This window comes from Enterobacter sp. 118C5, from assembly GCF_034107645.1.
GTDB classification, from domain to species: domain Bacteria; phylum Pseudomonadota; class Gammaproteobacteria; order Enterobacterales; family Enterobacteriaceae; genus Enterobacter; species Enterobacter nematophilus.
The window spans coordinates 265176-290797 of record NZ_JAWNEU010000004.1 but is presented as its reverse complement, the minus strand read 5'-3'; the positions used below and the strand labels follow the sequence as shown (position 1 = coordinate 290797).

20 protein-coding genes are annotated in these 25622 nt (G+C 54.6%); 2 read left to right on the top strand and 18 right to left on the bottom strand.

Translation table 11 applies throughout. From position 1 onward, the window contains the following. Window positions 1-57: 57 nt before the first annotated feature. From UTO39_RS11055 to rpsB, 18 genes are all read right to left on the bottom strand, one after another. Window positions 58-2190, bottom strand: a complete 2133-nt coding sequence (locus UTO39_RS11055) for a lysine decarboxylase LdcC (RefSeq protein WP_320727168.1) — start codon at window positions 2188-2190, stop codon at window positions 58-60. 100 nt (window positions 2191-2290) lie between these two features. Further along, window positions 2291-3250: an acetyl-CoA carboxylase carboxyl transferase subunit alpha gene (accA, locus tag UTO39_RS11050; RefSeq protein ID WP_013095666.1), complete on the bottom strand. Its 960-nt coding sequence runs from the start codon at window positions 3248-3250 to the stop codon at window positions 2291-2293. A gap of 12 nt (window positions 3251-3262) precedes the next feature. Next, window positions 3263-6745: a DNA polymerase III subunit alpha gene (gene dnaE / locus UTO39_RS11045; RefSeq protein WP_061099163.1), complete on the bottom strand. Its 3483-nt coding sequence runs from the start codon at window positions 6743-6745 to the stop codon at window positions 3263-3265. Between the two features lie 38 nt (window positions 6746-6783). Further along, a complete protein-coding gene (rnhB, locus tag UTO39_RS11040) occupies window positions 6784-7380 on the bottom strand; it encodes a ribonuclease HII (protein WP_061099164.1) in 597 nt (198 codons plus the stop codon). Beyond that, window positions 7377-8525: a lipid-A-disaccharide synthase gene (lpxB, locus tag UTO39_RS11035; protein WP_253540784.1), complete on the bottom strand. Its 1149-nt coding sequence runs from the start codon at window positions 8523-8525 to the stop codon at window positions 7377-7379. The genes rnhB and lpxB overlap by 4 nt, the downstream gene beginning before the upstream one ends. Then, a complete protein-coding gene (gene lpxA / locus UTO39_RS11030) occupies window positions 8525-9313 on the bottom strand; it encodes an acyl-ACP--UDP-N-acetylglucosamine O-acyltransferase (RefSeq protein WP_023310462.1) in 789 nt (262 codons plus the stop codon). The genes lpxB and lpxA overlap by 1 nt, the downstream gene beginning before the upstream one ends. A gap of 3 nt (window positions 9314-9316) precedes the next feature. Next, on the bottom strand, window positions 9317-9772 hold the full coding sequence (fabZ, locus tag UTO39_RS11025; protein ID WP_010426706.1) for a 3-hydroxyacyl-ACP dehydratase FabZ: 456 nt from the start codon (window positions 9770-9772) through the stop codon (window positions 9317-9319). Between the two features lie 102 nt (window positions 9773-9874). Continuing rightward, window positions 9875-10900 carry a UDP-3-O-(3-hydroxymyristoyl)glucosamine N-acyltransferase gene (gene lpxD / locus UTO39_RS11020; protein ID WP_041911190.1) on the bottom strand — a complete coding sequence of 342 codons (1026 nt, stop codon included), beginning with the start codon at window positions 10898-10900 and terminating at the stop codon, window positions 9875-9877. A gap of 3 nt (window positions 10901-10903) precedes the next feature. Further along, complete coding sequence (gene skp / locus UTO39_RS11015; protein WP_014882635.1) at window positions 10904-11398, bottom strand: molecular chaperone Skp; 495 nt, start codon at window positions 11396-11398, stop codon at window positions 10904-10906. A 122-nt stretch (window positions 11399-11520) separates the two neighbouring features. Beyond that, window positions 11521-13938, bottom strand: a complete 2418-nt coding sequence (gene bamA / locus UTO39_RS11010) for an outer membrane protein assembly factor BamA (protein WP_266179226.1) — start codon at window positions 13936-13938, stop codon at window positions 11521-11523. Window positions 13939-13969: 31 nt separating this feature from the next. Further along, entirely contained in the window at window positions 13970-15322 is a 1353-nt protein-coding gene (gene rseP, locus UTO39_RS11005; RefSeq protein ID WP_061099167.1) for a sigma E protease regulator RseP, read from the bottom strand. A gap of 11 nt (window positions 15323-15333) precedes the next feature. After that, window positions 15334-16191, bottom strand: a complete 858-nt coding sequence (gene cdsA, locus UTO39_RS11000; RefSeq protein WP_061099168.1) for a phosphatidate cytidylyltransferase — start codon at window positions 16189-16191, stop codon at window positions 15334-15336. A gap of 12 nt (window positions 16192-16203) precedes the next feature. Then, a complete protein-coding gene (gene ispU, locus UTO39_RS10995; RefSeq protein WP_028015581.1) occupies window positions 16204-16962 on the bottom strand; it encodes a (2E,6E)-farnesyl-diphosphate-specific ditrans,polycis-undecaprenyl-diphosphate synthase in 759 nt (252 codons plus the stop codon). Window positions 16963-17147: 185 nt separating this feature from the next. Beyond that, on the bottom strand, window positions 17148-18347 hold the full coding sequence (gene ispC / locus UTO39_RS10990; RefSeq protein ID WP_061099169.1) for a 1-deoxy-D-xylulose-5-phosphate reductoisomerase: 1200 nt from the start codon (window positions 18345-18347) through the stop codon (window positions 17148-17150). A gap of 94 nt (window positions 18348-18441) precedes the next feature. Beyond that, window positions 18442-18999: a ribosome recycling factor gene (gene frr / locus UTO39_RS10985; RefSeq protein WP_003856180.1), complete on the bottom strand. Its 558-nt coding sequence runs from the start codon at window positions 18997-18999 to the stop codon at window positions 18442-18444. A 167-nt stretch (window positions 19000-19166) separates the two neighbouring features. Further along, on the bottom strand, window positions 19167-19892 hold the full coding sequence (gene pyrH, locus UTO39_RS10980) for a UMP kinase (protein WP_008501910.1): 726 nt from the start codon (window positions 19890-19892) through the stop codon (window positions 19167-19169). Window positions 19893-20042: 150 nt separating this feature from the next. Further along, window positions 20043-20894: a translation elongation factor Ts gene (tsf, locus tag UTO39_RS10975; protein ID WP_028015579.1), complete on the bottom strand. Its 852-nt coding sequence runs from the start codon at window positions 20892-20894 to the stop codon at window positions 20043-20045. A gap of 117 nt (window positions 20895-21011) precedes the next feature. After that, window positions 21012-21737: a 30S ribosomal protein S2 gene (gene rpsB, locus UTO39_RS10970; protein WP_003856207.1), complete on the bottom strand. Its 726-nt coding sequence runs from the start codon at window positions 21735-21737 to the stop codon at window positions 21012-21014. 322 nt (window positions 21738-22059) lie between these two features. On the opposite strand from rpsB, the gene map reads away from it, so the two are divergent. Together map and glnD are read left to right on the top strand one after the other, a co-directional pair. Continuing rightward, window positions 22060-22854, top strand: coding sequence for a type I methionyl aminopeptidase (map, locus tag UTO39_RS10965; RefSeq protein ID WP_028015578.1), 795 nt, complete (start codon window positions 22060-22062; stop codon window positions 22852-22854). 62 nt (window positions 22855-22916) lie between these two features. Continuing rightward, complete coding sequence (glnD, locus tag UTO39_RS10960) at window positions 22917-25592, top strand: bifunctional uridylyltransferase/uridylyl-removing protein GlnD (protein WP_061099702.1); 2676 nt, start codon at window positions 22917-22919, stop codon at window positions 25590-25592. The last annotated feature ends 30 nt before the right edge of the window (window positions 25593-25622 follow it).

The following is a 25622-nucleotide window of genomic DNA, read 5'->3' as shown; positions in this document are numbered from 1 at the left end:
CTTTTTATGATGCCTGAACGTTACAACCGAAAACCCACACCTGGCAAGCGGTCACCTTTATTTTAGGACTCGCACCCAGTACACGCCGTTTTCATCGCGTTTCGCGCCGTGGATATCCGTTTCAAAGCCCGGATAGTGACGCCCTACCGAACAGAGCATCAGCAGGAAATCGAGCACCGCCCGGCTCTCCTCGGTAATCATCTCACCCGGCATCAGCAGCGGCACGCCTGGCGGATACGGCAGGATCATGTTGGCCGATACCCGCCCGACCAGATTTTCCAGCTCAACGGTTTCGACTTCACCTTTCACCTGCCGCTGCCAGGCCTTGTGCGGCGTCAGCTTCATATCAGGCAGGACGTCAAACGCCTGGAGCATCAGGCGCGGCAGATCGTGCTGGCGGATCAGCCTGTGGATCCCCTGGGCCAGATCCTGAATGCGCATGGTGCGGTAGAAGTCAGGATCTTCCGCGTAGAGATCCGGCAGCATGTTCTTCACCCGCAGGTTGAGATCGTAGGCGCGCTTAAACTCCATCAGCCCGCGCAGCAGTCCCATTGCCCGGGTTTTGTCGATCCCGATGCTGAACAGGAACAGTAAATTATAGGGGCCGGTCTTTTCCACCACCACGCCGCGCTCGTCAAGGAACTTCGCCACCAGCGCGGCGGGGATCCCTTCCTCGCCCATCACGCCCTGTTCGTCCATCCCCGGCGTCAGGATCGTCACCTTCACCGGATCGAGAAACATGTGGTCCGCATCGGCATCCCGGAAGCCGTGCCAGCTCTCTCCCGGCGCGACGGGCCAGCACTCCGCCTCGTCGATCTCTTCCGGCTGCCAGATATCGAAGAACCAGCCGTCGGCCTCATCCTTCAGCCGCTGGACCTCTTTGCGGAAATGCAGCGCCCGTTCCACCGAGCGGTTAATCAGGCGTTTACCCGGGTTGCCGCGCAGCATCGCCGCCGCCGTCTCGATAGAGGCCACCAGCGGATAGCTCGGAGAGGTGGTGGTGTGCATCATAAAGGCTTCGTTAAACGTATCCTCGTCGTACTCGCCTTTAATGTGGATTAACGAAGCCTGCGAAAACGCGGCCAGCATTTTGTGCGTCGACTGCGTTTCGAAAAATACCTTGCCCGGCACGCGCTCGCCGCTCATCCCACTTTTGCCCGAATAAATCGGGTGGAAATTGGTATAGGGCACCCACGCGGAATCGAAGTGGATTGACGGTACGTCCAGCGTCTGCTTGATCCAGTTCGTGTTATACAGCAGACCGTCATAGGTGGAGTTAGTGATCACCGCGTGGACTGGCCAGCTTGCGTCGGGGATCGCCGCAACCTTACTTTCGATGGCTTGATGCGTGAACTCCCGGCGCGGAATCCCGCCGAGGATACCGAGCGCGTTACGCGTGGGCGACAGCCAGATCGGGACGACGTCGCTCATCATCAGCAGGTGCGCCAGCGATTTATGACAGTTACGGTCAATCAACAACGTGCTTCCGGTTGGCGCGGCGTACATCCCGACGATTTTATTCGAGGTTGAGGTGCCGTTGGTTACCATATAGCTCTGCTCGGCGCCAAAGGTGCGGGCGATATACTCTTCGGCTTCCAGATGCGGGCCGGTGTGGTCCAGCAGAGAACCCAGTTCGGTCACTGAAATCGACACGTCTGCTTTCAGGGTATTGCCGCCGAAGAAATCGTAGAACAGGCACCCCACCGGGCTTTTTTGATAGGCCGTTCCGGCCATGTGTCCCGGCGTACAGAAGGTGTATTTCCCCTCTTTCACATAGGTGAACAGCGCGCGCGTAAACGGCGGTGTGATGTTATCAAGGTATTCGCCGGTGTATTGCTGAATGCGGGTCGCAATGTCCTCGGCCACGCCGAGCGAGTATTCGAAGAACCACAGCGCCATGCGCATATCGTGCGCGCTCACGTCCATGGTGGAGTGAGTGTTGATAAAGGCGTACAGCGGAAGGTATTCATTCAGCCTGTTTATCTCGCTGCACAACTCCATGTCGTATTCGTCCCAGTCGAATATCACGCCACAGATGCGCGGATTATGTTCGATGAATTTCAGCAGATCGGCGCTGTTCTGCGGCCAGATTAGCTGATATCCGCGTGCTTTCAGGGCTTGCTCCAGCTCCTTGATGGGCTCGTCTTTATAAAAGACGCCGTGTGGCCCCATGATGGCAATGATGTTCATGGTTTACCTCCTTGAAAAACATCAGATAAGCATAGTTAAGGTAAACGGCAGGTATAAAAAAAGCCGCAACAAAGTGCGGCTTTTCAGATAATTGTGAAGCTTACGCGTAACCGTAAGTCATCAGACGCTGGTAACGACGGTTGAGCAGGTCTTCTTTGCTCAGGACGTCCAGATCGGCCAGGTCGGCCAGCAGCTGTGCTTTCAGGGAAGCAGCCATCACTTCCGGCTTACGATGCGCGCCGCCCAGAGGTTCCGGGATAACGGTGTCGATCAGCTTCAGCTCTTTCAGACGCGGCGCAATGATGCCCATCGCTTCAGCAGCCAGCGGCGCTTTGTCGGCGCTTTTCCACAGAATGGACGCACAGCCTTCCGGAGAGATAACGGAATAGGTGCTGTACTGCAGCATATTCACTTTATCGCCCACGCCAATCGCCAGCGCACCGCCGGAACCACCCTCACCGATAACGGTACAGATGACCGGAACCTTCAGGCGAGACATCTCGCGCAGGTTGCGGGCGATAGCTTCAGACTGGCCGCGCTCTTCCGCGCCCACGCCTGGGTATGCACCCGGGGTGTCGATGAAGGTGATGATAGGCATATTGAAACGCTCAGCCATCTCCATCAGACGCAGGGCTTTACGGTAGCCTTCTGGTGCTGGCATACCGAAGTTACGACGGATCTTCTCTTTGGTTTCACGGCCTTTCTGATGACCAATGATCATCACCGGGCGTCCGTCCAGACGCGCGATGCCGCCAACGATAGCTTTGTCGTCAGCGTATGCGCGATCGCCTGCCAGTTCGTCAAATTCGTCAAACGCCAGGCGGACATAATCCAGGGTGTACGGACGCTGTGGGTGACGCGCCAGCTGGGCGATCTGCCATGCGCCGAGATCGGCAAAGATTTTGCGCGTCAGTTCTACGCTTTTTTCGCGCAGACGATGCACTTCTTCGTCGATGTTAATATCCAGTTTTTCATCCTGACGGCTTACCGCTGTCAGAGAATCGATTTTCGCTTCCAGCTCAGCAATCGGCTGTTCGAAATCAAGGAAATTCAGACTCATAATATTCCTGTATTAGTCAAACTCCAGTTCCACCTGCTCCGAACCAATGAGGCCACGGAGATCGTTCAGTAAACGATCGCTCGGAGAGACACGCCACGTTGCACCAAAGCGCAATCGCGCACGTGCATCCGCCCTCTGATAGTAGAGATGTACTGGAATGGTCCCCGAGCGGTGGGGTTCCAGAGACTGACGGAGTCGGTTTAAAAGCTGGTCATCAATTTGCCTGTCCGTCAGCGAGATAGCAAGCCCGCGAGCATATTTTTCCCGGGCTTCGTCAATGTCCATCACTTCGCGGGCGGTCATTTTAAGCCCCCCGCTGAAGTCATCAAAGCTGACCTGTCCGCTGACGATAAGTATGCGGTCTTTTTCCAGCAATTGCTGGTATTTATCCAGCGCGTCGGTGAACAGCATCACCTCCAGACGCCCGGAACGGTCATCTAACGTACAGATGCCGATACGATTGCCGCGCTTGGTGACCATAACCCTTGCAGCAATCACGAGCCCCGCAGCCGTGGTGATTTTACCACGATCTGTCGGATGCATGTCTTTTAGCCTGTTGCCTCCGACATAGCGCTCAATTTCTTTGATGTACTGGTTGATCGGGTGACCCGTCAGGTACAAACCTAACGTTTCACGTTCGCCATCCAGCACCACCTGTTCTGGCCAGGGCTGACAGTTAGAGTAAGACTGCTCAATCTGCTCTGGCTCTTCCGCCAGTACGCCAAACATATCCGCCTGGCCAATGGCTTCGGCTTTCGCGTGCTGATCGGCAGCTTTCAGCGCATCGCCGAGCGAGTTCATCAGCGCGGCGCGGTGCGGCCCCAGCCTGTCGAACGCGCCGGACATGATCAGCTTTTCCAGCACGCGGCGGTTCAGTTTTTTGGTATCGGTACGGGCGCAGAGATCGAACAGCTCGCGGAAGTAGCCGCCGTTGTTACGCGCTTCGATGATCGCCTCGATCGGCCCCTCACCCACGCCTTTGATCGCGCCGATCCCGTAGACGATCTCCCCGTCATCGTTGACGTGGAAATGGTAGAGCCCGGAGTTAATATCCGGCGGCAGGATCTTCAGGCCCATGCGCCAGCACTCGTCCACCAGGCCGACCACCTTCTCGGTGTTGTCCATATCGGCGGTCATAACCGCCGCCATAAACTCAGCGGGATAGTGCGCTTTCAGCCACAGCGTTTGATACGAAACCAAAGCATAGGCAGCGGAGTGGGATTTGTTAAATCCGTACCCGGCGAATTTCTCCACCAGGTCGAAGATTTTCATCGCCAGTTCGCCGTCAACGCCGTTTTTCTTCGCCCCGTCTTCAAAAATGGAGCGCTGCTTGGCCATCTCTTCCGGTTTTTTCTTACCCATCGCACGACGCAGCATGTCCGCGCCGCCGAGGGTATAGCCGGAAAGCACCTGGGCAATCTGCATAACCTGTTCCTGATACAGGATGATGCCGTAGGTTGGCTCCAGTACCGGCTTCAGGCTTTCGTGCTGCCACTGCACGTCCGGGTAGGAAATCTCTTCGCGCCCGTGCTTACGGTCGATGAAGTTATCTACCATCCCTGACTGCAGCGGGCCCGGACGGAACAGGGCCACCAGTGCGATCATATCTTCGAAGCAGTCGGGCTGCAGGCGCTTAATCAGGTCTTTCATGCCGCGGGATTCAAGCTGGAAGACGGCTGTCGTCTCCGAGCGCTGCAGCATGTCGAAACTTTTCTTGTCATCCAGCGGGATGGCCGCGATATCCAGCGGCGGCTCGCCGTTCTTCTCGCGGCGGGCGTTGATCATCTCCAGCGCCCAGTTGATGATGGTCAGCGTGCGCAGACCGAGGAAGTCGAACTTCACCAGCCCGGCGTATTCCACGTCGTTTTTATCGAACTGGGTAACCGGGTGCTGGCCCGCTTCGTCGCAGTAGAGCGGCGCAAAGTCGGTGATTTTGGTCGGGGCGATAACCACGCCCCCCGCATGCTTACCGGCGTTACGCGTCACGCCTTCAAGCTTACGCGCCATGTCAATCAGCGCTTTAACTTCTTCGTCCGCTTCGTAGATTTCCGGCAGCTGAGGTTCGGCTTCAAACGCTTTTGCCAGCGTCATGCCCGGATCGGGCGGTACCAGCTTAGAAATACGATCGACAAAGCCGTACGGGTGACCCAGCACGCGTCCCACGTCGCGGATAACCGCTTTCGCCGCCATGGTACCGAAGGTAATGATCTGCGAAACCGCGTCACGGCCGTACATATCGGCTACGTGCTCGATGACCTGGTCACGTTTTTCCATGCAGAAGTCAACGTCGAAGTCGGGCATGGAAACACGTTCCGGGTTAAGGAAACGTTCGAACAGCAGGTCAAATTCCAGCGGATCGAGATCGGTAATTTTCAGCGCATACGCCACCAGCGAGCCCGCACCCGAGCCACGGCCCGGACCAACCGGAACGCCGTTATCCTTCGACCACTGGATAAACTCCATTACGATCAGGAAGTAGCCGGGGAAGCCCATCTGGTTAATCACCTGAAGTTCAATATCCAGGCGTTCGTCATACTCCGGACGACGTTTTTTACGCTCTTCTTCATCCGGGAACAGGAATTCGAGACGCTCTTCCAGACCCTCTTTCGATTTCATGACCAGGAAATCTTCCGTAGTCATGTCCCCCGTCGGGAACTGCGGCAGGAAGTATTCGCCGAGGCGCACGGTCACGTTACAGCGCTTGGCAATCTCTACGCTGTTTTCCAGCGCTTCCGGAATGTCGGAGAAGAGCTCGCACATCTCCTCTTCGCTGCGCATATACTGCTGCGATGAGTAGTTGCGCGGACGCTTTGGATCGTCGAGTGTGAAGCCATCATGGATAGCGACGCGAATTTCGTGCGCGTCAAAATCGCCGGACTCCAGGAAACGCACGTCGTTCGTTGCCACCACGGGCAAGCCGCGCTCTTCAGCCAGCGCGACAGCAGCGTGCAGATAGTTCTCTTCATCCTGGCGACCGGTTCGAATCAGCTCCAGATAGTAACGATTCGGGAAGTACTCTTCATAGAACGAGACGCACTGATCCACCAGCGCGCTATTACCGCGCAGCAGTGATTTACCGACATCGCCCATGCGGCCGCCGGAGATCAGCAGCAGCCCTTCGTTCAGCTCAGCCAGCCAGTCCCTGTCAATCCACGGGCCCAGCGCGCCGTAACCGCGTTGATAGGCTTTTGAGATAAGCAGAGTGAGGTTTTGGTAGCCCGTATTGTTCATGGCCAACACGGAGATTTGCGTCAGCTCATCCCCGATGAGATCGCTCTGCACATGAAAATCCGCACCGACGATAGGCTTCATTCCCGCGCCATGCGCCGTCCCGTAGAACTTCACCAGGCCACACAGGTTGGTAAAATCGGTGATCGCCAGCGCAGGCATGCCCAGAGAGGCCGCCTTTTTTACCAGCGGCCCGGTCTTCGCCAGCCCATCGATCATGGAGTAGTCGCTATGCACCCGCAGGTGTACGAAACGTGGTTCAGCCATCTTCAGATTCCGCGTTACTTAATTGCTTGCGTATTGATTCAGGACACCAGTCCCAGCGCGCGCTTCACCGGGCCAAAGCTGCGCCGGTGATGTTCGGTTGCGCCATGTTCAGCCAGCTTTTCCAGATGGAAAGCCGTTGGATACCCCTTATGCTGGCCGAAACCATACTGAGGATAAGTGAGGTCCAGCGCGGCCATTTCGGCGTCGCGCGTCACTTTGGCAATAATAGAAGCTGCACTGATCTCTGCGACGCGGCTGTCTCCTTTAACAACGGCCATAGAAGGCATCGGCAGCGCCGGGCAACGGTTACCGTCGATCAGCACATATTCAGGCACAACCTTCAGGCCAGCAACAGCTCGCTGCATTGCCAGCATCGTGGCGTGCAGAATATTCAGATCGTCGATTTCATTCGGCTCTGCGCGCCCAACGCTCCAGGCCAGCGCCTTCTCTTTAATTTCATCGAACAGCGCCAGGCGGCGTTTCTCACTGAGTTTTTTTGAGTCGTTCAGACCAATAATCGGGCGCGTTGGATCGAGGATCACCGCGGCGGTCACCACGGCACCGACCAACGGGCCGCGCCCGACTTCATCCACTCCGGCAACGAGGTGCGTGTGGGGATAAATAAATTCCATCATTTTGCTAACTCCAGCACTGCATCAGCCGCTTGCTCATCAGCATTACAGCGGATCAGCTGATGCAGTTCACGGAAGGTATCGTGCATCTGGTGGCTGGTCTTGCCGTTTGCCAGCAGCGGCAGCAGGGCATCCGCCAGCGCCTGCGGCTGGCACTCATCCTGCAAAAGCTCTTTAACCAGCTCGCGCCCGGCAAGCAGGTTTGGCAGGGAGACATAATCCGTTTTCACCAGACGTTTTGCCAGCCAGAAGGTAAACGGCTTCATGCGATAACCGACCACCATCGGGCATTTCGCCAGCATACACTCCAGCGCTGCCGTGCCGGAAGCCAGCAGTGCGGCATCGCTCGCATACATGGCTTCTCGCCCTTTCCCGTCGAGAAGACGGACGTGAAGATCCGGGGCAACGTCGGCTTTGATGCGCTCAAACTGCTCGCGGCGTTTGGCATTCACCAGCGGCACCACCACTTCAAGATCGGGGTAAGTCTTGCGAAGAATTTGCGCCGTTTTCAGGAAATCAGCGCTGAGCATTTCCACTTCCGCGCCCCGGCTACCCGGCAGCAGCGCCAGACAGTGCACATCATGCGGGATACCAAGCACGTCACGCGCCGCGTTTTTATCCGGATCCAGCGGCATCGCATCCGCCATGGTATGGCCGATAAAACGGCACGGAACATTAAATCTGTCGTAAAACGCTTTTTCGAAAGGCAGGAAAGCCAGCACCAGGTTGGTGGACCGTCCGATTTTGAAAACGCGTTTCTGTCGCCACGCCCACACGGACGGACTGACGTAGTGAATGGTTTTGATGCCCTGCTTTTTCAGATTACCTTCGAGGGTAATATTGAAATCGGGTGCGTCGATACCGACAAACACATCGGGTTTGAGTTCGGTAAAGCGGCGGGTGAGATCGGCACGAATATGCAGCAGGCGTCGCAGGCGCCCCAGCACCTCAACAATGCCCATAACGGCCAGCTCTTCCATTTCATACCAGGCTTCACAGCCTTCTGCCTGCATCAGCGGGCCCGCTACGCCCACAAAGCGAGCATTGGGTACACGCGCCTTAAGCGCACGGATGAGACCTGCACCAAGAATATCGCCGGAGGTTTCTCCGGCGACCAGGGCTATCGTAAGCGGACGACTGTCGACCATTAACGAATCAGACCCCTCGTGGAACGGTCAAAGAACTCCATGAACGCGTTCACTTCAGGATGCTTATTCGCCAGTTCGGCAATTTCCGGCTTCGCCTCTTCCAGCGTTTTACCGCTACGGTACAGCAGCTTGTACGCGTTGCGGATGGCGGTAATCGCTTCGCGGCTAAAACCACGACGCTTGAGGCCTTCGATGTTCACGCCAAACGGCGTGGCATGGTTACCCTGCGCAATCACATACGGTGGAACGTCCTGCGCCACACCGGAGCATCCGCCGACCATCACGTGTGCACCAATTATGCAGAACTGATGGACTGCGGTCATGCCGCCAATAATTGCGAAGTCATCAACCGATACGTGTCCTGCCAGCGTTGCGTTGTTGGCAAGAATACAGCGATCGCCCACGGTACAGTCGTGCGCAATATGCGCATTTACCATAAACAGGTTGTCGCTGCCCACCTTCGTCAACCCACCACCCTGCACTGTTCCACGATGAATGGTGACGCTTTCGCGAATACGGTTACGATCGCCGATTTCCAGACGGGTCGACTCACCAGCATATTTCAGATCCTGGTTAACTTCGCCGATGGAAGCGAACTGATAGATCTCGTTATTGCAGCCAATGGTCGTGTGACCATTCACGACAACGTGAGATTTCAGTACTGTACCCTCACCAATTTCGACATGGGGTCCAACAATACAGAACGGGCCAATGTGGACGTTAGCACCAATGATGGCACCGGTTTCCACAATAGCGGTAGGATGAATAAAGGCGGATTTATCAATCACGTATCAGGACTCCCGGCTACGAGCACACATCATCGTCGCTTCGCAAACAACTTTGCCGTCAACCAGCGCTACGCCTTTGAAGCGAGTCAGGCCACGACGCGTTTTTTCAAAAGTGACTTCCATGATCATCTGATCACCAGGTACGACAGGACGCTTGAAGCGCGCTTCATCAATACCTGCGAAGTAATACAGTTCACCCGGCTCCAGCTTACCGACGCTTTTAAACGCCAGAATACCGGTAGCCTGAGCCATCGCTTCCAGAATCAACACACCCGGGAAAATAGGCTTACCCGGGAAGTGTCCCTGGAAGAACGGCTCGTTCACGGAAACATTTTTCACTGCGCGCAGAAAACGACCTTCTTCAAAATCCAGCACGCGGTCTACCAGCAAAAACGGGTAGCGGTGCGGCAGAAGTTCTAAAATCTCTTCAATATGCAGAGTATGAGTGTCAGTAGTCAAAATACTCTTCCTGTCAAAATGTACTGATAACAATAATAACACGGCCTGCCGGTTTATTAGAAAGCCGACAGGCCGGGAAAGATGGCGTTAAACGGGTGACGTTTAGTCTTGTTGATCGATCTTACGCTCAAGAGACTTGAGTCGCTTGCTCATATCATCAATGTTCATCACCAGCGCTGCTGTTTTACGCCATACCTTGTTGGGTTGCAGCGGAATACCGGAGGAATAGACGCCAGGTTCAGTGATAGGACGCATTACCATGCCCATACCCGTCACCGTCACCTTGTCGCATATTTCCATATGGCCATTAATCACGCTCGCGCCGCCAATCATGCAGTAACGACCAATTTTCAGGCTGCCCGCCATGATGACACCCCCCGCAACCGCGGTATTGTCGCCAATCACAACGTTATGCGCAATCTGGCACTGGTTATCGATGATAACACCATTGCCAATGATCGTGTCGTCGAGTGCACCACGGTCGATCGTTGTACAGGCCCCGATCTCCACGCGATCGCCAATAATAACGCGACCAAGCTGTGGGATCTTAACCCAGTTACCGCGATCGTTCGCGTAACCAAAGCCATCAGAACCAATCACGGTACTGGACTGGACGAGGCAATTTTCGCCGATTTCAACTTCATGATAAACGGACACGTTGGCCCATAAACGGGTTCCAGCGCCGATTTTCGTATTTTTCCCAACGAAGCATCCAGGGCCAATGACGACGTTATCGCCCAGCTCAACGCCAGATTCAATAACCGCATTCGCGCCAACGGCCACGTTGTTACCCAGCTTAGCCGTCGGATCAATCGCTGCACTGGCAGCAATGTTCTGCGCCGGCTGCGGCGTGGTATCAAGAATTTGAGCCATGCGTGCATACGTCAGGTAGGGGTTTTTCACTACCAGCGCGCTTCCAGTGGCAAAAGGAAGATCGTCCTGCGTCAGAACAACAGCTGACGCCTGGCATTGAGCCAGTTGTTCACGGTACTTAGGGCTTACCATGAAGGTAATCGTGCCAGCTTTAGCAGATTGCATGGACGCAACAGCGGTGATGACGATATCGCCATCACCGTGTAATTCTGCATCCAACTGCTGAGCTAAATCAGCCAGTCGAATTGAAGGCATTACTTATTTAACCTGTTTCAGAACATCAGCGGTGATGTCTTTAACATCGCTGCTGTTGAAAGCAACGGCGTTCGCATCAACAACCAGATCGATGCTCTGATCGGCAGCAACTGCTTTAACAGCAGTCTGAATGCGAGTCACCAGCTTGCCGCGCTCTTCGTTAGAACGACGCTGACGATCCTGCTCGAAAGCCTGCGCTTTCTGGGAGAAGGTCTGGCGCTGAGCCATAACGTCTTTTTCCAGTTTGCTGCGATCGCTTGCTTTCATGGTAGAACCATCACGCTGCAGACGCTGCATTTTGGACTGAAGATCGCCTTCCATACGCTGCAGTTCGCTCGCACGGCCTTTGAATTCGTTTTCCAGAGTCGCAGAAACACCGGTTTTCTGAGCGACTTGCTGGAACAAATTACCCATGTTGACGATTGCGATTTTGTCTGCTGCCTGAGCAGAAGTTGCCATCGCTAAACCGAGACCTGCAGCTAATAACCACTTTTTCACAATTAACTCCTTACCATCCCATTGGCACCAGAAGGTACCGTTCTTTGCGTGGCAAGGCGACCGTTTTACCGATCGCCGGTTGTCAGCGCTACACTGCCAACGCATTCCATTGCAGCGGATTATTACCAGGTTTTACCAATGTTAAACTGGAATTGCTCCGCTTTGTCTCCATCGTATTTCTTAAACGGCTGGGCGTAGGAGAAGACCAACGGCCCCAGCGGTGACATCCATTGTAATGCGATACCGGCAGACATGCGAATATTGCCCGGATCGCTGTAGTCTGGTACGCCAGCCGCGCGCATCTGGGCAGTATTCTCCCAGTTGGTATCCCACACCGTACCCGCATCCCAGAAGAAGGACGTACGTACGGAGTTCGCGTATTTATCACTGATAAATGGCGTTGGGGTGATGAACTCCAGGCTGGCCACGGCCATGGCGTTACCGCCTACCGCATCATCAGAGCTACATACTTGTTTTGGATCGCGGCTTGCGCAGTTATCTTCATCATTACCGCCGTAATAAACCGCTTTCGGACCAATGTTGTTGGACTGGAAGCCACGCACGGTGCTTGAACCACCCGCGTAGAAGTTCTCATAGAACGGCAACTCTTTACTGCCGATACCGTCACCATAGCCCCAACGGGTACGACCCAGAACCACCCACTTGTGATCGTCATCAATCGGGAAGTAGGACGCGGTATCCAGCGTCACCTTATAGAACTCGTTATCGGAACCAGGAATGGTCACCTTACCGTTCAGGTTGACGCGAGAGCCTTCCGTTGGGAAGTAACCGCGGTCAAGACGGTTGTAAGTCCAGCCGTAGTTGAAGGTGAAGTCATCTGCAGCAAAACCGTTGTCATCGCTGGACGTGCTTGCAGACTGGCCGATAGAGTCCAGATAACGCCACATCGCCACCTGCGGCTGCATGTTGGACAGGTCGTTATGCACGTAACCTAAGCCCGCTCGCAGGGTGTTGTATTCGTTAACCGGGAAGCCAAGCGTTCCGTCCACACCGTAACTTTTGTTGGTGTAGGAAGACAGATCTGCATCATCCGCTTTAAAGTCGTTATAGAAGATACGACCGCCCAGGCTCACACCGTCAACGGTGAAGTATGGGTTGGTAACGGAGAACTCAGAGTAGGTCTGGTAGTCGTTTTTGGTACCGTTAATACCAACAGAGTAACCCGTACCCAGCCAGTTATCCTGCTGGACGCCTACCTGGAAACTCACGCCGCTTTCCGTGCCGTAGCCCACGCCGAAGTTAAAGCTACCGGTGTTACGCTCTTTCACTTTATAAACGACATCAACCTGATCCGGGCTGCCCGGTACACGCTGAGTTTCAGTGTCTACGGTTTCAAAATAGCCCAGACGGTTCAGACGCTCTTTACCCTGGTCGACCAGGTCGCTGCCCAGCCAAGCACCTTCCATCTGGCGCATTTCACGGCGCAGAACGGAGTCTTTGGAGGTGTCGTTACCGACGAAGCGGATCTTACGCACGTAGAAACGGTTACCCGCATCAACGTTAACGTGCAGCTTAACGGTTTTATCCGCGTCGTTGATTTCCGGCTGAGTCTGTACGCGCGGATAGGCATAACCATAGCGGCCGAGCAGCTTCTTAATGCTGTCTTCCATTTTGGTGACTTTGGATCCGCTATACAGATCGCCCGGCTGAATTTTGGTCAGCGATTCGATCTCAGCAGAATGCCCCGCCAGGTTACCACTCACTTCAACACCGGAAAGCTTGTACTGATCGCCTTCAGTGATGTTAACCGTAATGTAGATACCTTTCTTGTCCGGAGTCAGACTGACCTGAGTCGAGTCGATGTTGAAGCGGGCATAACCGCGATCCAGATAGTAGCTGCGCAGGGTTTCAAGGTCGCCCGCCAGTTTCTGCTTCTGGTATTTACGATCGCCAACTACGTTCCACCACGGCACTTCATCGCGCAGCTGGAAGGTCGAGATCAGTTCGTCGGTGCTGAACGCGTGGTTACCCACGATGTTGATCTGCTGGATCTTCGCAGAAACACCTTCCTGGAAGACCAGCTTCAGGTCAACACGGTTACGCGGGAGCGGAGTGACAACCGCTTTCACGCTGGCGCTGTATTTACCGACGCTGTAGTAGAAGTCTTCCAGACCTTTTTCAATGTCTGAAAGGGTTGTGCGGTCCAGAGATTCACCCACACGAACACCCGATGCTTCAAGGTTTTGCTTGAGCATGTCATCTTTCACCGACTTGTTGCCGGAGAAAGTGATACTGGCGATCGTTGGACGTTCTTTTACCTGTACCAGCAGCGTATCACCATCGCGCAGGACGCGGACGTCCTCAAAGTTGCCGGTGGCAAACAGAGCACGGATGGTGTTACTGATATCTTCATCATTAACCGTATCGCCGGGGCGCACAGGCATACTGAGGAGGGCCGCACCAACGGCGACACGCTGAAGGCCTTCGAAATGAATATCTTTCACTACGAACCCGTCAGCACCGTATACGGTGGCGCTGCTAAACAGCAGCGACGCTATGAGCAACTTTTTCATCGCCATCGTTATTATGCGTTCTTCCTAACTAACTCTCTTACAACCGAGAGAAATCATTGAAAAGTGCAAGCCCCATTAACAGCACCAGCAAAATCGAGCCAATGCGATAACTAAAGTCTTGAACTCGCTCGGATACCGGCCCGCCTTTTAGCTTTTCAATCGCTAAAAACAGCAGATGACCCCCGTCTAAAACGGGAAGCGGGAACAGGTTGATTATCCCAAGGTTCACGCTAATAAGCGCGAGGAACATGAGATAGTAAATCACCCCGAACTCCGCTGACATCCCAGCCCCCTGAGCAATCGAGATTGGCCCACTGAGGTTGTTCAGTTTCACATCACCGGTTATCAATTTCCCCAACATGTTGACCGTCAGCTTCATCAGTTGCCATGTTTTATCCGTGGCTTCAAGAATGGCGCTGAACGGCCCATACTGGCGTATTGTCTTGTACTCATCTGGCAGCGGGATCACTTTTGGCACAACGCCTGCAAACCCTTCTGCCTTTTTGCCGACCGACTTCGTATCCGGGATCAGCGTCAGCGAAAGCGGACTGCCTTGCCTTTCAACTTCCAGCGCGAGGGACGTCCCCGGATTATCGCGCACCAGAGTAACAAAGGTCATCCACTCTGTTAATGGTTGACCATCGACTTTAACGATCCTGTCGCCAGCTTGCAAACCCGCTTTGCTCGCCGCCGAATTTGCCTGTACTTCAGCTAATACCGGCTCAATCTGCGCGCCGCGGGGACGAATGCCCAGCGCAGCGACGGGATCCTCTTTGTCTGGCTCGAAACGCCAGTGGCGTAAATCCAGTACTTTGTCCTGACGCGCGTCTGACCCAAACGGCGATACGCTGATAGTTGTCTGCGGATCGCCAATTTTGGCTACCAGCTGCAGTCGCACGGCATCCCAATCAGGGGTTTCGATGCCATCAATCGCTTTAAGTTCCATCCCGGATGTAATTTGCGCACTCGCCGCGATGGAGTCAGGTGCAATCTCCCCCACTACCGGACGCACGCCAGGGACGCCGATGATAAACACCAGCCAGTAAGCGAAAATCGCAAAGATGAAGTTGGCTACCGGTCCGGCAGCAATGATGGCGGCGCGTTGTCCAACGGTTTTGTTGTTAAACGCACTGTGTCGCAGTTCGGGAGCGACTGGCTCAACGCGTTCGTCGAGCATTTTGACGTAGCCGCCAAGCGGGATAAGGGCGATGACAAATTCCGTGCCGTGACGGTCGGTGCGCGTCCAGAGTGATTTGCCAAAACCGATGGAGAATCGCTCTACCCGCACACCACAACGGCGAGCAACCCAGAAATGGCCAAATTCATGCACGGTAATCAGTACACCCAGTGCAACAATGAACGCCGCCAGATTCCAGAGAATGCTCAGCATAAAACCTTCCGTTAAATCGTCCCGAATACCAGTAAAAGCAGGCAAGCAAATACTGGAACAGCCGCTGTCAGGCTGTCAATGCGATCCAGTATACCGCCATGCCCTGGAATAAGATGTCCGCTGTCCTTAATCCCTGCTTCACGCTTAAACATACTTTCGGTTAAATCACCGAGCACTGAGGCAAGTGCAGCAAAAATCGAGCACACCAGCAGTATTGACGGTGCCACGGCCAGATCTGCCCAGACGCCATAGCCCCAGGAGATGATCGCTGCCGTAAACAAGCCGCCGATGAAGCCTTGCCAGGTTTTCCCCGGAGAAACTTTTGGTGCCAGCTTATGTTTGCCAAACAGTTTACCAAACATATAGGCCCCGGAGTCAGCCCCCCAGACGAGAATCATCACATAAAGCAGCCAGATCGCACCGCTGTAGTGGTTTTCGTCATAGTGCCAGGCGCGCAGCGCGACCATGCCCCAGAAAAACGGAACAATGGTGAGCAAACCAAAAATCAGTCTCAGCACTTTTGAATGTCGCCATATTGCGGCTGAACCTGGATAAAAAAGCACCAGCAACAGCGCGGCAACCCACCAGGCCAACGACACCCACAGGGAGCCGGCTACCAGCGGTTGATGAATATCATGGTGATATTCAGGCAACGTAAACAGCATTATGGCCAGGATAAAGCCACAGAGTACCGCAAGCCATACCCGCTGGCTGCGCGAGGTAAAGCCGCTAAACTGTCCCCATTCCCAGGCGGCGAGCATGCACACTACCAGCGTGACAATGGCGAATCCCACCGGGGGCAGTAAAAACAGCGCCGCAATGACAATGGGTATTAAAACAAAAGCGGAAATCAGGCGATACTTCAGCAAAAGCTACCCCCATCAGGCTTTGTCGCCACCTGGCTCGGTGCCGCCGAAACGACGCTCTCGATTGGCAAAGGCATGCAGCGCACCTTCAAAGTCTTGTTCATCAAAATCGGGCCAGAGAACATCCGTAAAGTAAAGTTCAGCATAGGCAATTTGCCATATCAGAAAGTTACTTATGCGATGTTCCCCCCCTGTCCTAATTACCAAATCCACAGGTGCCAGTTCATTCATGCAGATTTGCTTGCTTAGCGCCTCTTCATCAATCTGGTCGGGTCTCAACAGCCCTTCCTGAACCTGTTCGGCCAGATGCCGAACGCCCTGGATAATATCCCAGCGTCCACCGTAATTCGCCGCAACGTTGAGCGTCAGACCGGTATTATTTTCCGTCAGCGCTTCTGCTTTACGAATCCGCTCCTGCAAACGTGAGTTAAAACGACTGGTATCGCCAATGATGCGCAGGCGAACGTTGTGGCGGTGCAGGCTTTTTACTTCGCTGTCTAGCGCCCACACGAACAATTCCATCAACGCAGTCACTTCCTGCGGAGGTCGATTCCAGTTTTCACTGCTAAAAGCATAGAGCGTTAACGCATCAATGCCGTTATTGGCGGCAAAAGAGACGGCGCGGCGAACAGATTTCGCTCCCGCTTTATGCCCAAAGGCTCGTATTTTCCCTTGTCTTTTCGCCCAGCGCCCGTTGCCATCCATAATGATTGCTACATGACGGCAGCCATGAGCTGGCAAGTTTTCGCTTATTGGTTGATTCGCAGACAACATAACGCGTTTTTTGTCCCTGAAAGGATTTAACGGTACTCAGGAATACTTAAGCCTGTACATAAAAAAGCCGTGTCAAACCACGGCTTACCTGACCACATAAAGTCAAATTCCTGCGATCAGGTGGCGCAGACTATATCACTGAAGCCCAACGCTAACAAATAGCACGACCACTAGTGCTTGCTTTATCACCAGCTTGCGAGACGTGTCACCTGTTTACGCGCAATATCACGAGCAGCTGTATCCACCGCCAGCACCTCTTCCACGCTTTGTGGCTCGCGCAAATCCATCATTTCCAGTACCGATAAATTTAAGGTCGCGATATCGGTAAAACGGATCTGCTGATTCAGAAATGCGTCAACGGTAATTTCATTGGCTGCATTCAGTGCCGTCGTCGCCGCCTGCCCTTGGTCAAAGGCGTTCATTGCAAGCTTCAGACAAGGATAACGATCGTAGTCTGGTTCACTGAACGTCAGAGAACTGAGCTTACAGAAATCAAGCGGCTTCACGCCGGATTTCACCCGGTTCGGCCATGCCATTGAATGGGCAATAGGCGTACGCATATCCGGCTCGCCGAGCTGTGCCAGCACGCTGCCATCCTGATAGCGCACCATCGAGTGAATCACCGACTGCGGGTGGATCAGTACTTCCATCTGTTTCGCCGACGCATTAAACAGCCAGCGCGCTTCAATGTATTCCAGACCTTTGTTCATCATGGTGGCAGAATCCACGGAGATTTTACGCCCCATTGACCAGTTCGGATGACGGCACGCCTGATCCGGCGTCATTGCGCGCAGTTCAGACAGTGGCGTTTCACGGAACGGGCCACCAGACCCGGTAAGCAGAATCGACACAACGCCATTCTGCTCCAGGTCAGCGTACCCCAGGTTCTGTTGAAAAGGTTGCGGTAAACTCTGAAAAATGGCGTTGTGCTCGCTGTCGACCGGTAAAAGACGCGCCCCGCGCTGTTTTACCGCGTCCATAAACAGACGTCCGCAGGTCACCAGCGACTCTTTATTAGCGAGCAAAACATCTTTACCGGCATCGATCGCAGCAAGTGTCGGCAGCAGCCCGGCCGCGCCGACGATGGCCGCCATAACCTGGTCAACCTCATCCAGCGCCGCCATCTCGCAGGCCGCCTGCTGGCCACTCAGCACCTCGGTTCGGCTGCCCTTCTCACGCAGCTGGGCTTTCAGCAGGCGCGCGCTCTCTTCGTCATCCATCACCGCATAGCGGGGCATAAACTCCAGACACTGCTCGACCATCCGCTGCACATTCTTACCGGCCACCAGCGCTGTCACGGTGTAAAGTTCAGGATTATGGCGGACGACGTCGAGAGTACTGCAACCAATGGAGCCGGTTGAGCCGAGGAGTGTTAAATGCTTCATGAGATGCCCGAAAAAGTTAGACCAGATAAAAGCAAAACGCCGCCAGCAAGACCCGAAGTCCCTCTGAACGGCGTTTATCAGTGTACGACAGAAATCAGAACTGCATCAGTTCCGCTTCTTTTTCTGCCAGCGCCGCATCAATTTTCTTGATGGCAGCGTCGGTCATTTTCTGAATGTCGTCCTGAGAACGACGATCGTCATCTTCGCTGATCTCTTTTTCTTTCAGCAGTGCTTTCACTTTATCGTTCGCGTCGCGGCGCACGTTACGTACGGAAACACGACCCTGCTCAGCTTCACCGCGAACCACTTTGATCAGGTCTTTACGACGCTCTTCCGTCAGCGGAGGCAGCGGAACGCGGATGTCAGCGCCCGCAGAGCTTGGGTTCAGCCCCAGGTCAGAGGCCATGATCGCTTTCTCAACGGCCGGGCTCATAGAGCGATCGAAGACGTTGATTTTCAGCGTACGGGTATCTTCAACCGTCACGCTCGCCAGCTGACGCAGAGGGGTTGGCGTACCGTAGTATTCTACGATGATGCCATCCAGCAGGCTTGGGGAAGCACGGCCAGTACGGATTTTGCTGATTTGGTTTTTGAACGCTTCTACGCATTTGTCCATGCGTACTTCAGCATCTTTTCTGATGTCGTTAATCACGTTACGAATCCTTGAAAACTTGTCTCAGGCAGACTATCCGCCAGCACAGCGCTACAGGTGTGCTAAGTATAGTCGCGTTTAATTCATGACAACGCCAAAGGCGCGTCCAGGTAAGATACCACTACAAAGTAAAGCGGAATCTTACCTGTATTTATCGTCGACGGAAATTATTCCGTGATCAAAGTGCCTTCTTTTTCGCCCATGACCACGCGACGCAGTGCGCCGGGCTTGTTCATGTTGAAGACACGGATCGGCAGTTTGTGGTCGCGAGCCAGCGTGAAGGCGGCAAGATCCATCACTTTCAGCTCTTTATCCAGCACTTCGCTGTAGCTCAGCTGATCGTACATGGTCGCAGACGGATCTTTTGCCGGGTCGGCAGTAAACACGCCGTCTACTTTGGTCGCTTTCAGCACCACGTCGGCTTCAATTTCGATACCGCGCAGGCAGGCAGCGGAATCGGTGGTAAAGAACGGGTTACCCGTACCGGCGGAGAGGATCACCACGCGGTTGTTGCGCAGCAGGCTGATAGCCTCTGCCCAGCTGTAATTATCGCATACGCCATTCAGGGGAATCGCAGACATCAGGCGGGCGTTCACATAAGCGCGATGCAGAGCGTCACGCATTGCCAGGCCATTCATCACGGTTGCCAGCATACCCATGTGGTCGCCCACAACGCGGTTCATCCCCGCTTTCGCCAGACCAGCACCACGGAAAAGGTTGCCACCGCCAATGACCACGCCAACCTGGATACCCAGTTCGACCAGTTCTTTGATTTCCTGTGCCATGCGATCAAGGATGCTTGCGTCAATACCGAAGCCTTCCGATCCCTGCAGCGCTTCGCCACTCAGCTTAAGCAGAATGCGTTTGTACACGGGTTTTGCATTGGTAGCCATGTTTCTTTCCTGAGACTGTCAACGATTAAGATGGGAGTTAATTCTGGCGACATAATATGCCGCAAATCAGCACGGCGATACTGGAGCCTGTCTGATTTCCTGTGACGGGTGACAAAAAGAAGCCGCCCTCAGGCGGCTCCTTTTCAATCATTAAGACTGCTTGGACATTGCAGCAACTTCTGCTGCGAAGTCAGTCTCAACTTTCTCGATGCCTTCGCCCACTTCGAAGCGGATGAAGCCAGTTACGTCAGCGTTGTGCTCTTTCAGCAGCTGAGCAACAGACTTGCTTGGATCCATAACGAAAGGCTGGCCAGTCAGAGAAACTTCGCCGGTGAATTTCTTCATGCGGCCTTCAACCATTTTCTCTGCGATTTCTTTTGGCTTACCAGACTGCATCGCGATGTCCAGCTGAACCTGGTACTCTTTCTCTACCACTTCAGCAGACACGTCTTCTGGCTTAACGAATTCTGGCTTGCTTGCAGCGATGTGCATTGCCAGCTGTTTAACCAGCTCTTCGTCAGCGCCTTTAGCCGCAACCAGAACACCGATACGTGCGCCGTGCTGGTAAGAACCCAGTACTTCACCTTCCAGAGAAGATACGCGACGGATGTTGATGTTCTCACCGATTTTAGCAACCAGCGCAACACGTTCTTCTTCGAACTGTGCTTTCAGAACTTCAACGTCAGTGATTTTGCCAGCAACAGCTGCGTCCAGAACTTTGTTCGCAAATGCCTGGAAACCGCCATCTTTAGCAACGAAGTCAGTCTGGCAGTTAACTTCCAGAATGATGCCGTAGGTGCCGTCGATTTTAGTGATGATCACGCCGTCAGCAGCAACGTTGCCTGCTTTCTTAGCTGCTTTGATCGCACCGGATTTACGCATGTTTTCGATTGCCAGCTCGATGTCGCCGTTCGCTTCAGTCAGCGCTTTTTTGCAATCCATCATGCCTGCGCCAGTACGCTCGCGCAGCTCTTTTACCAGGGATGCGGTAATTTCAGCCATTCTTAAATCCTCGGGAGATGTGAACTGCCCGGCCGGAGGCCAAACAGTGTAAATTGAAAAAAGGGGCCGATAATGGGCCCCTATTCATACACGGTACTAATAAGGGGTAAAACCTTATTATTCAGCTTCTACGAAGCTTTCTTCCGCCTGAGAAGCCAGATCCTGGGAACGGCCTTCACGAACGGTAGCAGCTACAGCGCTCAGGTACAGGCTAACAGCACGGATTGCGTCGTCGTTACCCGGGATAACGAAGTCAACACCGTCCGGATCGGAGTTGGTATCAACGATAGCGAATACCGGGATACCCAGGTTGTTAGCTTCTTTGATAGCGATGTGCTCGTGGTCTGCATCGATTACGAACAGCGCGTCTGGCAGGCCGCCCATATCTTTGATACCGCCCAGGCTGTTTTCCAGCTTGTCCAGTTCACGAGTGCGCATCAGCGCTTCTTTCTTAGTCAGCTTGTCGAAAGTACCGTCCTGAGACTGGGTTTCCAGATCTTTCAGGCGCTTGATGGACTGACGAACAGTTTTCCAGTTGGTCAGCATGCCGCCCAACCAGCGATGGTTCACGAAGAACTGGTCGCAGCTGTTAGCAGCATCTTTCACAGCTTCGCTTGCAGCGCGCTTAGTACCAACGAACAGAATCTTACCTTTACGGGAAGAGATCTTGTTCAGCTCAGCCAGGGCTTCGTTGAACATTGGTACAGTTTTCTCAAGGTTGATGATGTGAACTTTGTTACGCGCGCCGAAGATGAAAGGCTTCATTTTCGGGTTCCAGTAACGGGTCTGGTGACCAAAGTGAACACCAGCCTTGAGCATGTCGCGCATGGAAACAGTTGCCATGTTTTAAAACCTCTATATTGAAAGTTGGGGTTATGCCTCCACGTATCCCATATTACCGACCCCGAAGGGCACCCCGGAATATGTGCCGATACGTGTGTGTTGTTACACAAAGTGAGATTTGTCGCTTCCGTCCAGCCTGTGTATCTGAGATGGATCGGAAGTCCGGCGCGCTTTATACCACAAAACACGACCAGAAACCAACAGTTGTTGGCGGAGTGTGCTGTTAATGATTCTCAATTTGGCACGGGACGTGCCTGACTGATACCATTGACGACACTTAGACTAGTATTGTCGAAAAAATCGACACCGATGGACAGATTACATGGCTATCTCTATTAAGACACCTGAAGAAATTGAAAAGATGCGCGTCGCCGGTCGTCTGGCCGCGGAAGTACTCGAAATGATCGAGCCGTTCGTGAAGCCGGGCGTCAGCACCGGCGAACTGGATCGCATCTGTAATGACTATATCGTTAACGAGCAGCACGCGGTTTCCGCCTGTCTCGGCTACCACGGCTTCCCGAAATCCGTCTGCATCTCTATTAATGAAGTGGTTTGCCACGGTATTCCGGACGACGAAAAACTGCTGAAAGATGGGGACATCGTCAACATCGACGTGACCGTCATTAAAGACGAGTACCACGGTGACACCTCTAAGATGTTCATCGTTGGCAAACCAACTATTCTGGGCGAGCGTCTGTGCAAAGTGACGCAAGAGAGCCTGTACCTGGCGCTGAAAATGGTTAAGCCGGGCATTCGCCTGCGCACCCTCGGTGCCGCAATCCAGAAATTCGTGGAAGCGGAAGGTTTCTCCGTGGTGCGCGAGTACTGTGGTCACGGCATTGGCCGCGTCTTCCACGAAGAGCCGCAGGTGCTGCACTATGATGCCGATGACGGCGGCGTGGTGCTGCAAAAAGGGATGACCTTCACCATCGAGCCGATGGTCAACGCCGGTGACTACCGTATTCGCACCATGAAAGACGGCTGGACGGTGAAAACCAAAGACAGAAGCTTGTCTGCCCAGTACGAGCATACTATTGTGGTAACGGACAACGGCTGCGAAATTATGACGTTGCGCAAGGATGACACCATCCCGGCGATACTGACGAACATTGAGTGATAAGAAGCCGGCAAATGCCGGCTTTTTTAATGGCGATAGCTTTTTCTTATGGGTGGCGCACGATGAGTAATCTATTACCCGAACAGTATGCTAACACAGCACTTCCCACCCTCCCCGACCAGCCCGATAACCCGGGCGTCTGGCCGCCGCACGAGCTGACCTGCGCGCACATAAAAGCCCATATGGATGTTTTCCACCGCTGGCTGGGCAGCGCGTTCGACGCGGGCGTATCTGCCGAGCAGCTCATCGAAGCGCGCACCGAATTTATCGACCAGCTCCTGCAGCGTCTGTGGATCGACTACGGTTTCGGGCAGGTTAGCGACGTCGCGCTGGTTGCCGTCGGGGGCTATGGCCGCGGTGAGCTCCATCCGCTCTCCGATATCGATCTCCTGATCTTAAGCCGCAAAAAGCTGCCGGACGAACAGGCGCAGAAAATAGGCGAGCTGCTGACCCTGCTCTGGGACGTCAAGCTTGAAGTGGGCCACAGCGTGCGCACTCTGGAAGAGTGCCTGCTGGAGGGGTTATCTGACCTGACCGTCGCCACCAACCTGATTGAAACCCGCCTGCTGATTGGCGACGTCGCGCTGTTCCTGGAGCTGCAAAAGCATATTTTCAGCGACGGCTTCTGGCCATCTGAGAAATTCTTCGCCGCCAAGGTCGAGGAGCAAAACCAGCGCCACCAGCGCTACCACGGCACCAGCTATAATCTTGAACCCGATATTAAAAGCAGCCCCGGCGGCCTGCGCGACATCCACACGTTACAGTGGGTCGCCCGTCGCCACTTTGGCGCCACCTCGATGGACGAGATGGTCGGCTTCGGCTTCCTGACCGAGGCCGAGCGTAACGAGCTGAACGAATGCCTGCACCTGCTGTGGCGCATCCGTTTTGCCCTGCATCTGGAAGTTACCCGCTACGATAACCGCCTGCTGTTTGACCGTCAGCTCAGCGTGGCGCAGCGGCTGAACTATCAGGGCGAAGGCAACGAGCCGGTTGAGCAGATGATGAAGGATTTCTTCCGCGTCACCCGCCGGGTCACCGAGCTGAACCAGATGCTGTTGCAGCTTTTTGATGAAGCGATCCTCGCCCTGACGGCGGACGAAAAGCCGCGCCCGATTGATGACGAATTCCAGCTCCGCGGCACGCTGATCGATCTGCGCGACGAAGCGCTGTTTATCCGCGAGCCGGAAGCGATCCTGCGGATGTTCTACACCATGGTGCGCAACAGCACGATCACCGGGATCTACTCCACTACCCTGCGCCATCTGCGCCACGCGCGCCGCCATCTGACGCAGCCTTTGTGTTACATCCCGGAAGCACGCTCGCTTTTTCTGAGCATGCTTCGCCACCCGGGCGCCGTCAGCCGCGGGCTGCTGCCGATGCACCGCCATAGCGTACTGTGGGCCTATATGCCGCAGTGGTCGCACATCGTCGGGCAGATGCAGTTCGATCTGTTCCACGCCTACACGGTGGATGAACACACCATCCGCGTGATGCTCAAGCTGGAAAGCTTTGCGAAAGAAGAGACGCGCTCCCGCCATCCCCTGTGCGTGGAACTGTGGCCGCGCCTGACCCACCCGGAACTGATCCTGATTGCCGCTCTGTTCCACGACATCGCCAAGGGCCGCGGCGGCGATCACTCGGTGCTGGGCGCGCAGGATGTGCTGAAATTTGCCGAACTGCACGGTCTCAACTCACGTGAAACGCAGCTGGTCGCCTGGCTGGTGCGCCATCACCTGCTGATGTCGGTCACCGCCCAGCGTCGCGATATCCAGGACCCTGAGGTGATTAAGCAGTTCGCCGAAGAGGTGCAAACGGAAAACCGTCTGCGCTATCTGGTCTGCCTGACGGTGGCCGATATTTGCGCCACCAACGAGACCCTGTGGAACAGCTGGAAGCAGAGCCTGCTGCGCGAGCTGTACTTCGCCACCGAAAAACAGCTGCGTCGCGGGATGCAAAACACCCCGGACATGCGCGAGCGCGTGCGTCATCACCAGCTGCAGGCGCTGGCGCTGCTGCGGATGGATAACATTAATGAAGAGGCGCTGCATCAGATTTGGGCCCGCTGTCGTGCCAACTATTTTGTGCGCCACAGCCCAAACCAGCTTGCCTGGCACGCGCGGCACCTGTTGAAGCACGATCTGTCACAACCGATGATCCTGCTGAGCCCGCAGGCCACGCGCGGCGGAACGGAGATATTCATCTGGAGCCCGGACCGGCCTTATCTGTTTGCTGCCGTCTGCGCCGAGCTGGACAGGCGTAACCTGAGCGTTCACGACGCGCAGATTTTTACCACCCGCGACGGCATGGCGATGGATACTTTTATCGTGCTGGAGCCGGACGGCAGCCCGCTGTCGTCGGACAGGCATGAAGGGATACGTTTCGGTCTGGAGCAGGCGATTACCCAGCGCAGCTGGCAGCCGCCGCAGCCGCGTCGCCAGCCGGCTAAATTACGCCACTTTACCGTCGATACCGAGGTTAATTTCCTGCCGACCCACACCGACCGTAAATCGTTCCTGGAGCTGATCGCGCTCGACCAGCCAGGGCTGCTTGCCCGCGTCGGCCAGGTTTTTGCCGATCTGGGAATTTCGCTTCATGGCGCCCGAATTACAACCATTGGCGAGCGAGTAGAAGATTTATTTATAATCGCCACCGCAGACCGGCGTGCCCTTAATAATGACCTGCAGCTTGAAGTGCAACAACGGTTGACAGCAGCCCTCAATCCAAACGATAAAGGGTGACGTGTTTTTTAGTGAAATGGAAAGAGTAAA

Bases quoted from the DNA above. Each gene is read 5' to 3' on its own strand.
- UTO39_RS11055 (WP_320727168.1), bottom strand. From the start codon at position 2,190: ATGAACATCATTGCCATCATGGGGCCACACGGCGTCTTTTATAAAGAC.
- accA (WP_013095666.1), bottom strand. From the start codon at position 3,250: ATGAGTCTGAATTTCCTTGATTTCGAACAGCCGATTGCTGAGCTGGAA.
- dnaE (WP_061099163.1), bottom strand. From the start codon at position 6,745: ATGGCTGAACCACGTTTCGTACACCTGCGGGTGCATAGCGACTACTCC.
- rnhB (WP_061099164.1), bottom strand. From the start codon at position 7,380: ATGATGGAATTTATTTATCCCCACACGCACCTCGTTGCCGGAGTGGAT.
- lpxB (WP_253540784.1), bottom strand. From the start codon at position 8,525: ATGGTCGACAGTCGTCCGCTTACGATAGCCCTGGTCGCCGGAGAAACC.
- lpxD (WP_041911190.1), bottom strand. From the start codon at position 10,900: ATGCCTTCAATTCGACTGGCTGATTTAGCTCAGCAGTTGGATGCAGAA.
- bamA (WP_266179226.1), bottom strand. From the start codon at position 13,938: ATGGCGATGAAAAAGTTGCTCATAGCGTCGCTGCTGTTTAGCAGCGCC.
- rseP (WP_061099167.1), bottom strand. From the start codon at position 15,322: ATGCTGAGCATTCTCTGGAATCTGGCGGCGTTCATTGTTGCACTGGGT.
- ispU (WP_028015581.1), bottom strand. From the start codon at position 16,962: ATGTTGTCTGCGAATCAACCAATAAGCGAAAACTTGCCAGCTCATGGC.
- ispC (WP_061099169.1), bottom strand. From the start codon at position 18,347: ATGAAGCATTTAACACTCCTCGGCTCAACCGGCTCCATTGGTTGCAGT.
- pyrH (WP_008501910.1), bottom strand. From the start codon at position 19,892: ATGGCTACCAATGCAAAACCCGTGTACAAACGCATTCTGCTTAAGCTG.
- tsf (WP_028015579.1), bottom strand. From the start codon at position 20,894: ATGGCTGAAATTACCGCATCCCTGGTAAAAGAGCTGCGCGAGCGTACT.
- rpsB (WP_003856207.1), bottom strand. From the start codon at position 21,737: ATGGCAACTGTTTCCATGCGCGACATGCTCAAGGCTGGTGTTCACTTT.
- map (WP_028015578.1), top strand. From the start codon at position 22,060: ATGGCTATCTCTATTAAGACACCTGAAGAAATTGAAAAGATGCGCGTC.
- glnD (WP_061099702.1), top strand. From the start codon at position 22,917: ATGAGTAATCTATTACCCGAACAGTATGCTAACACAGCACTTCCCACC.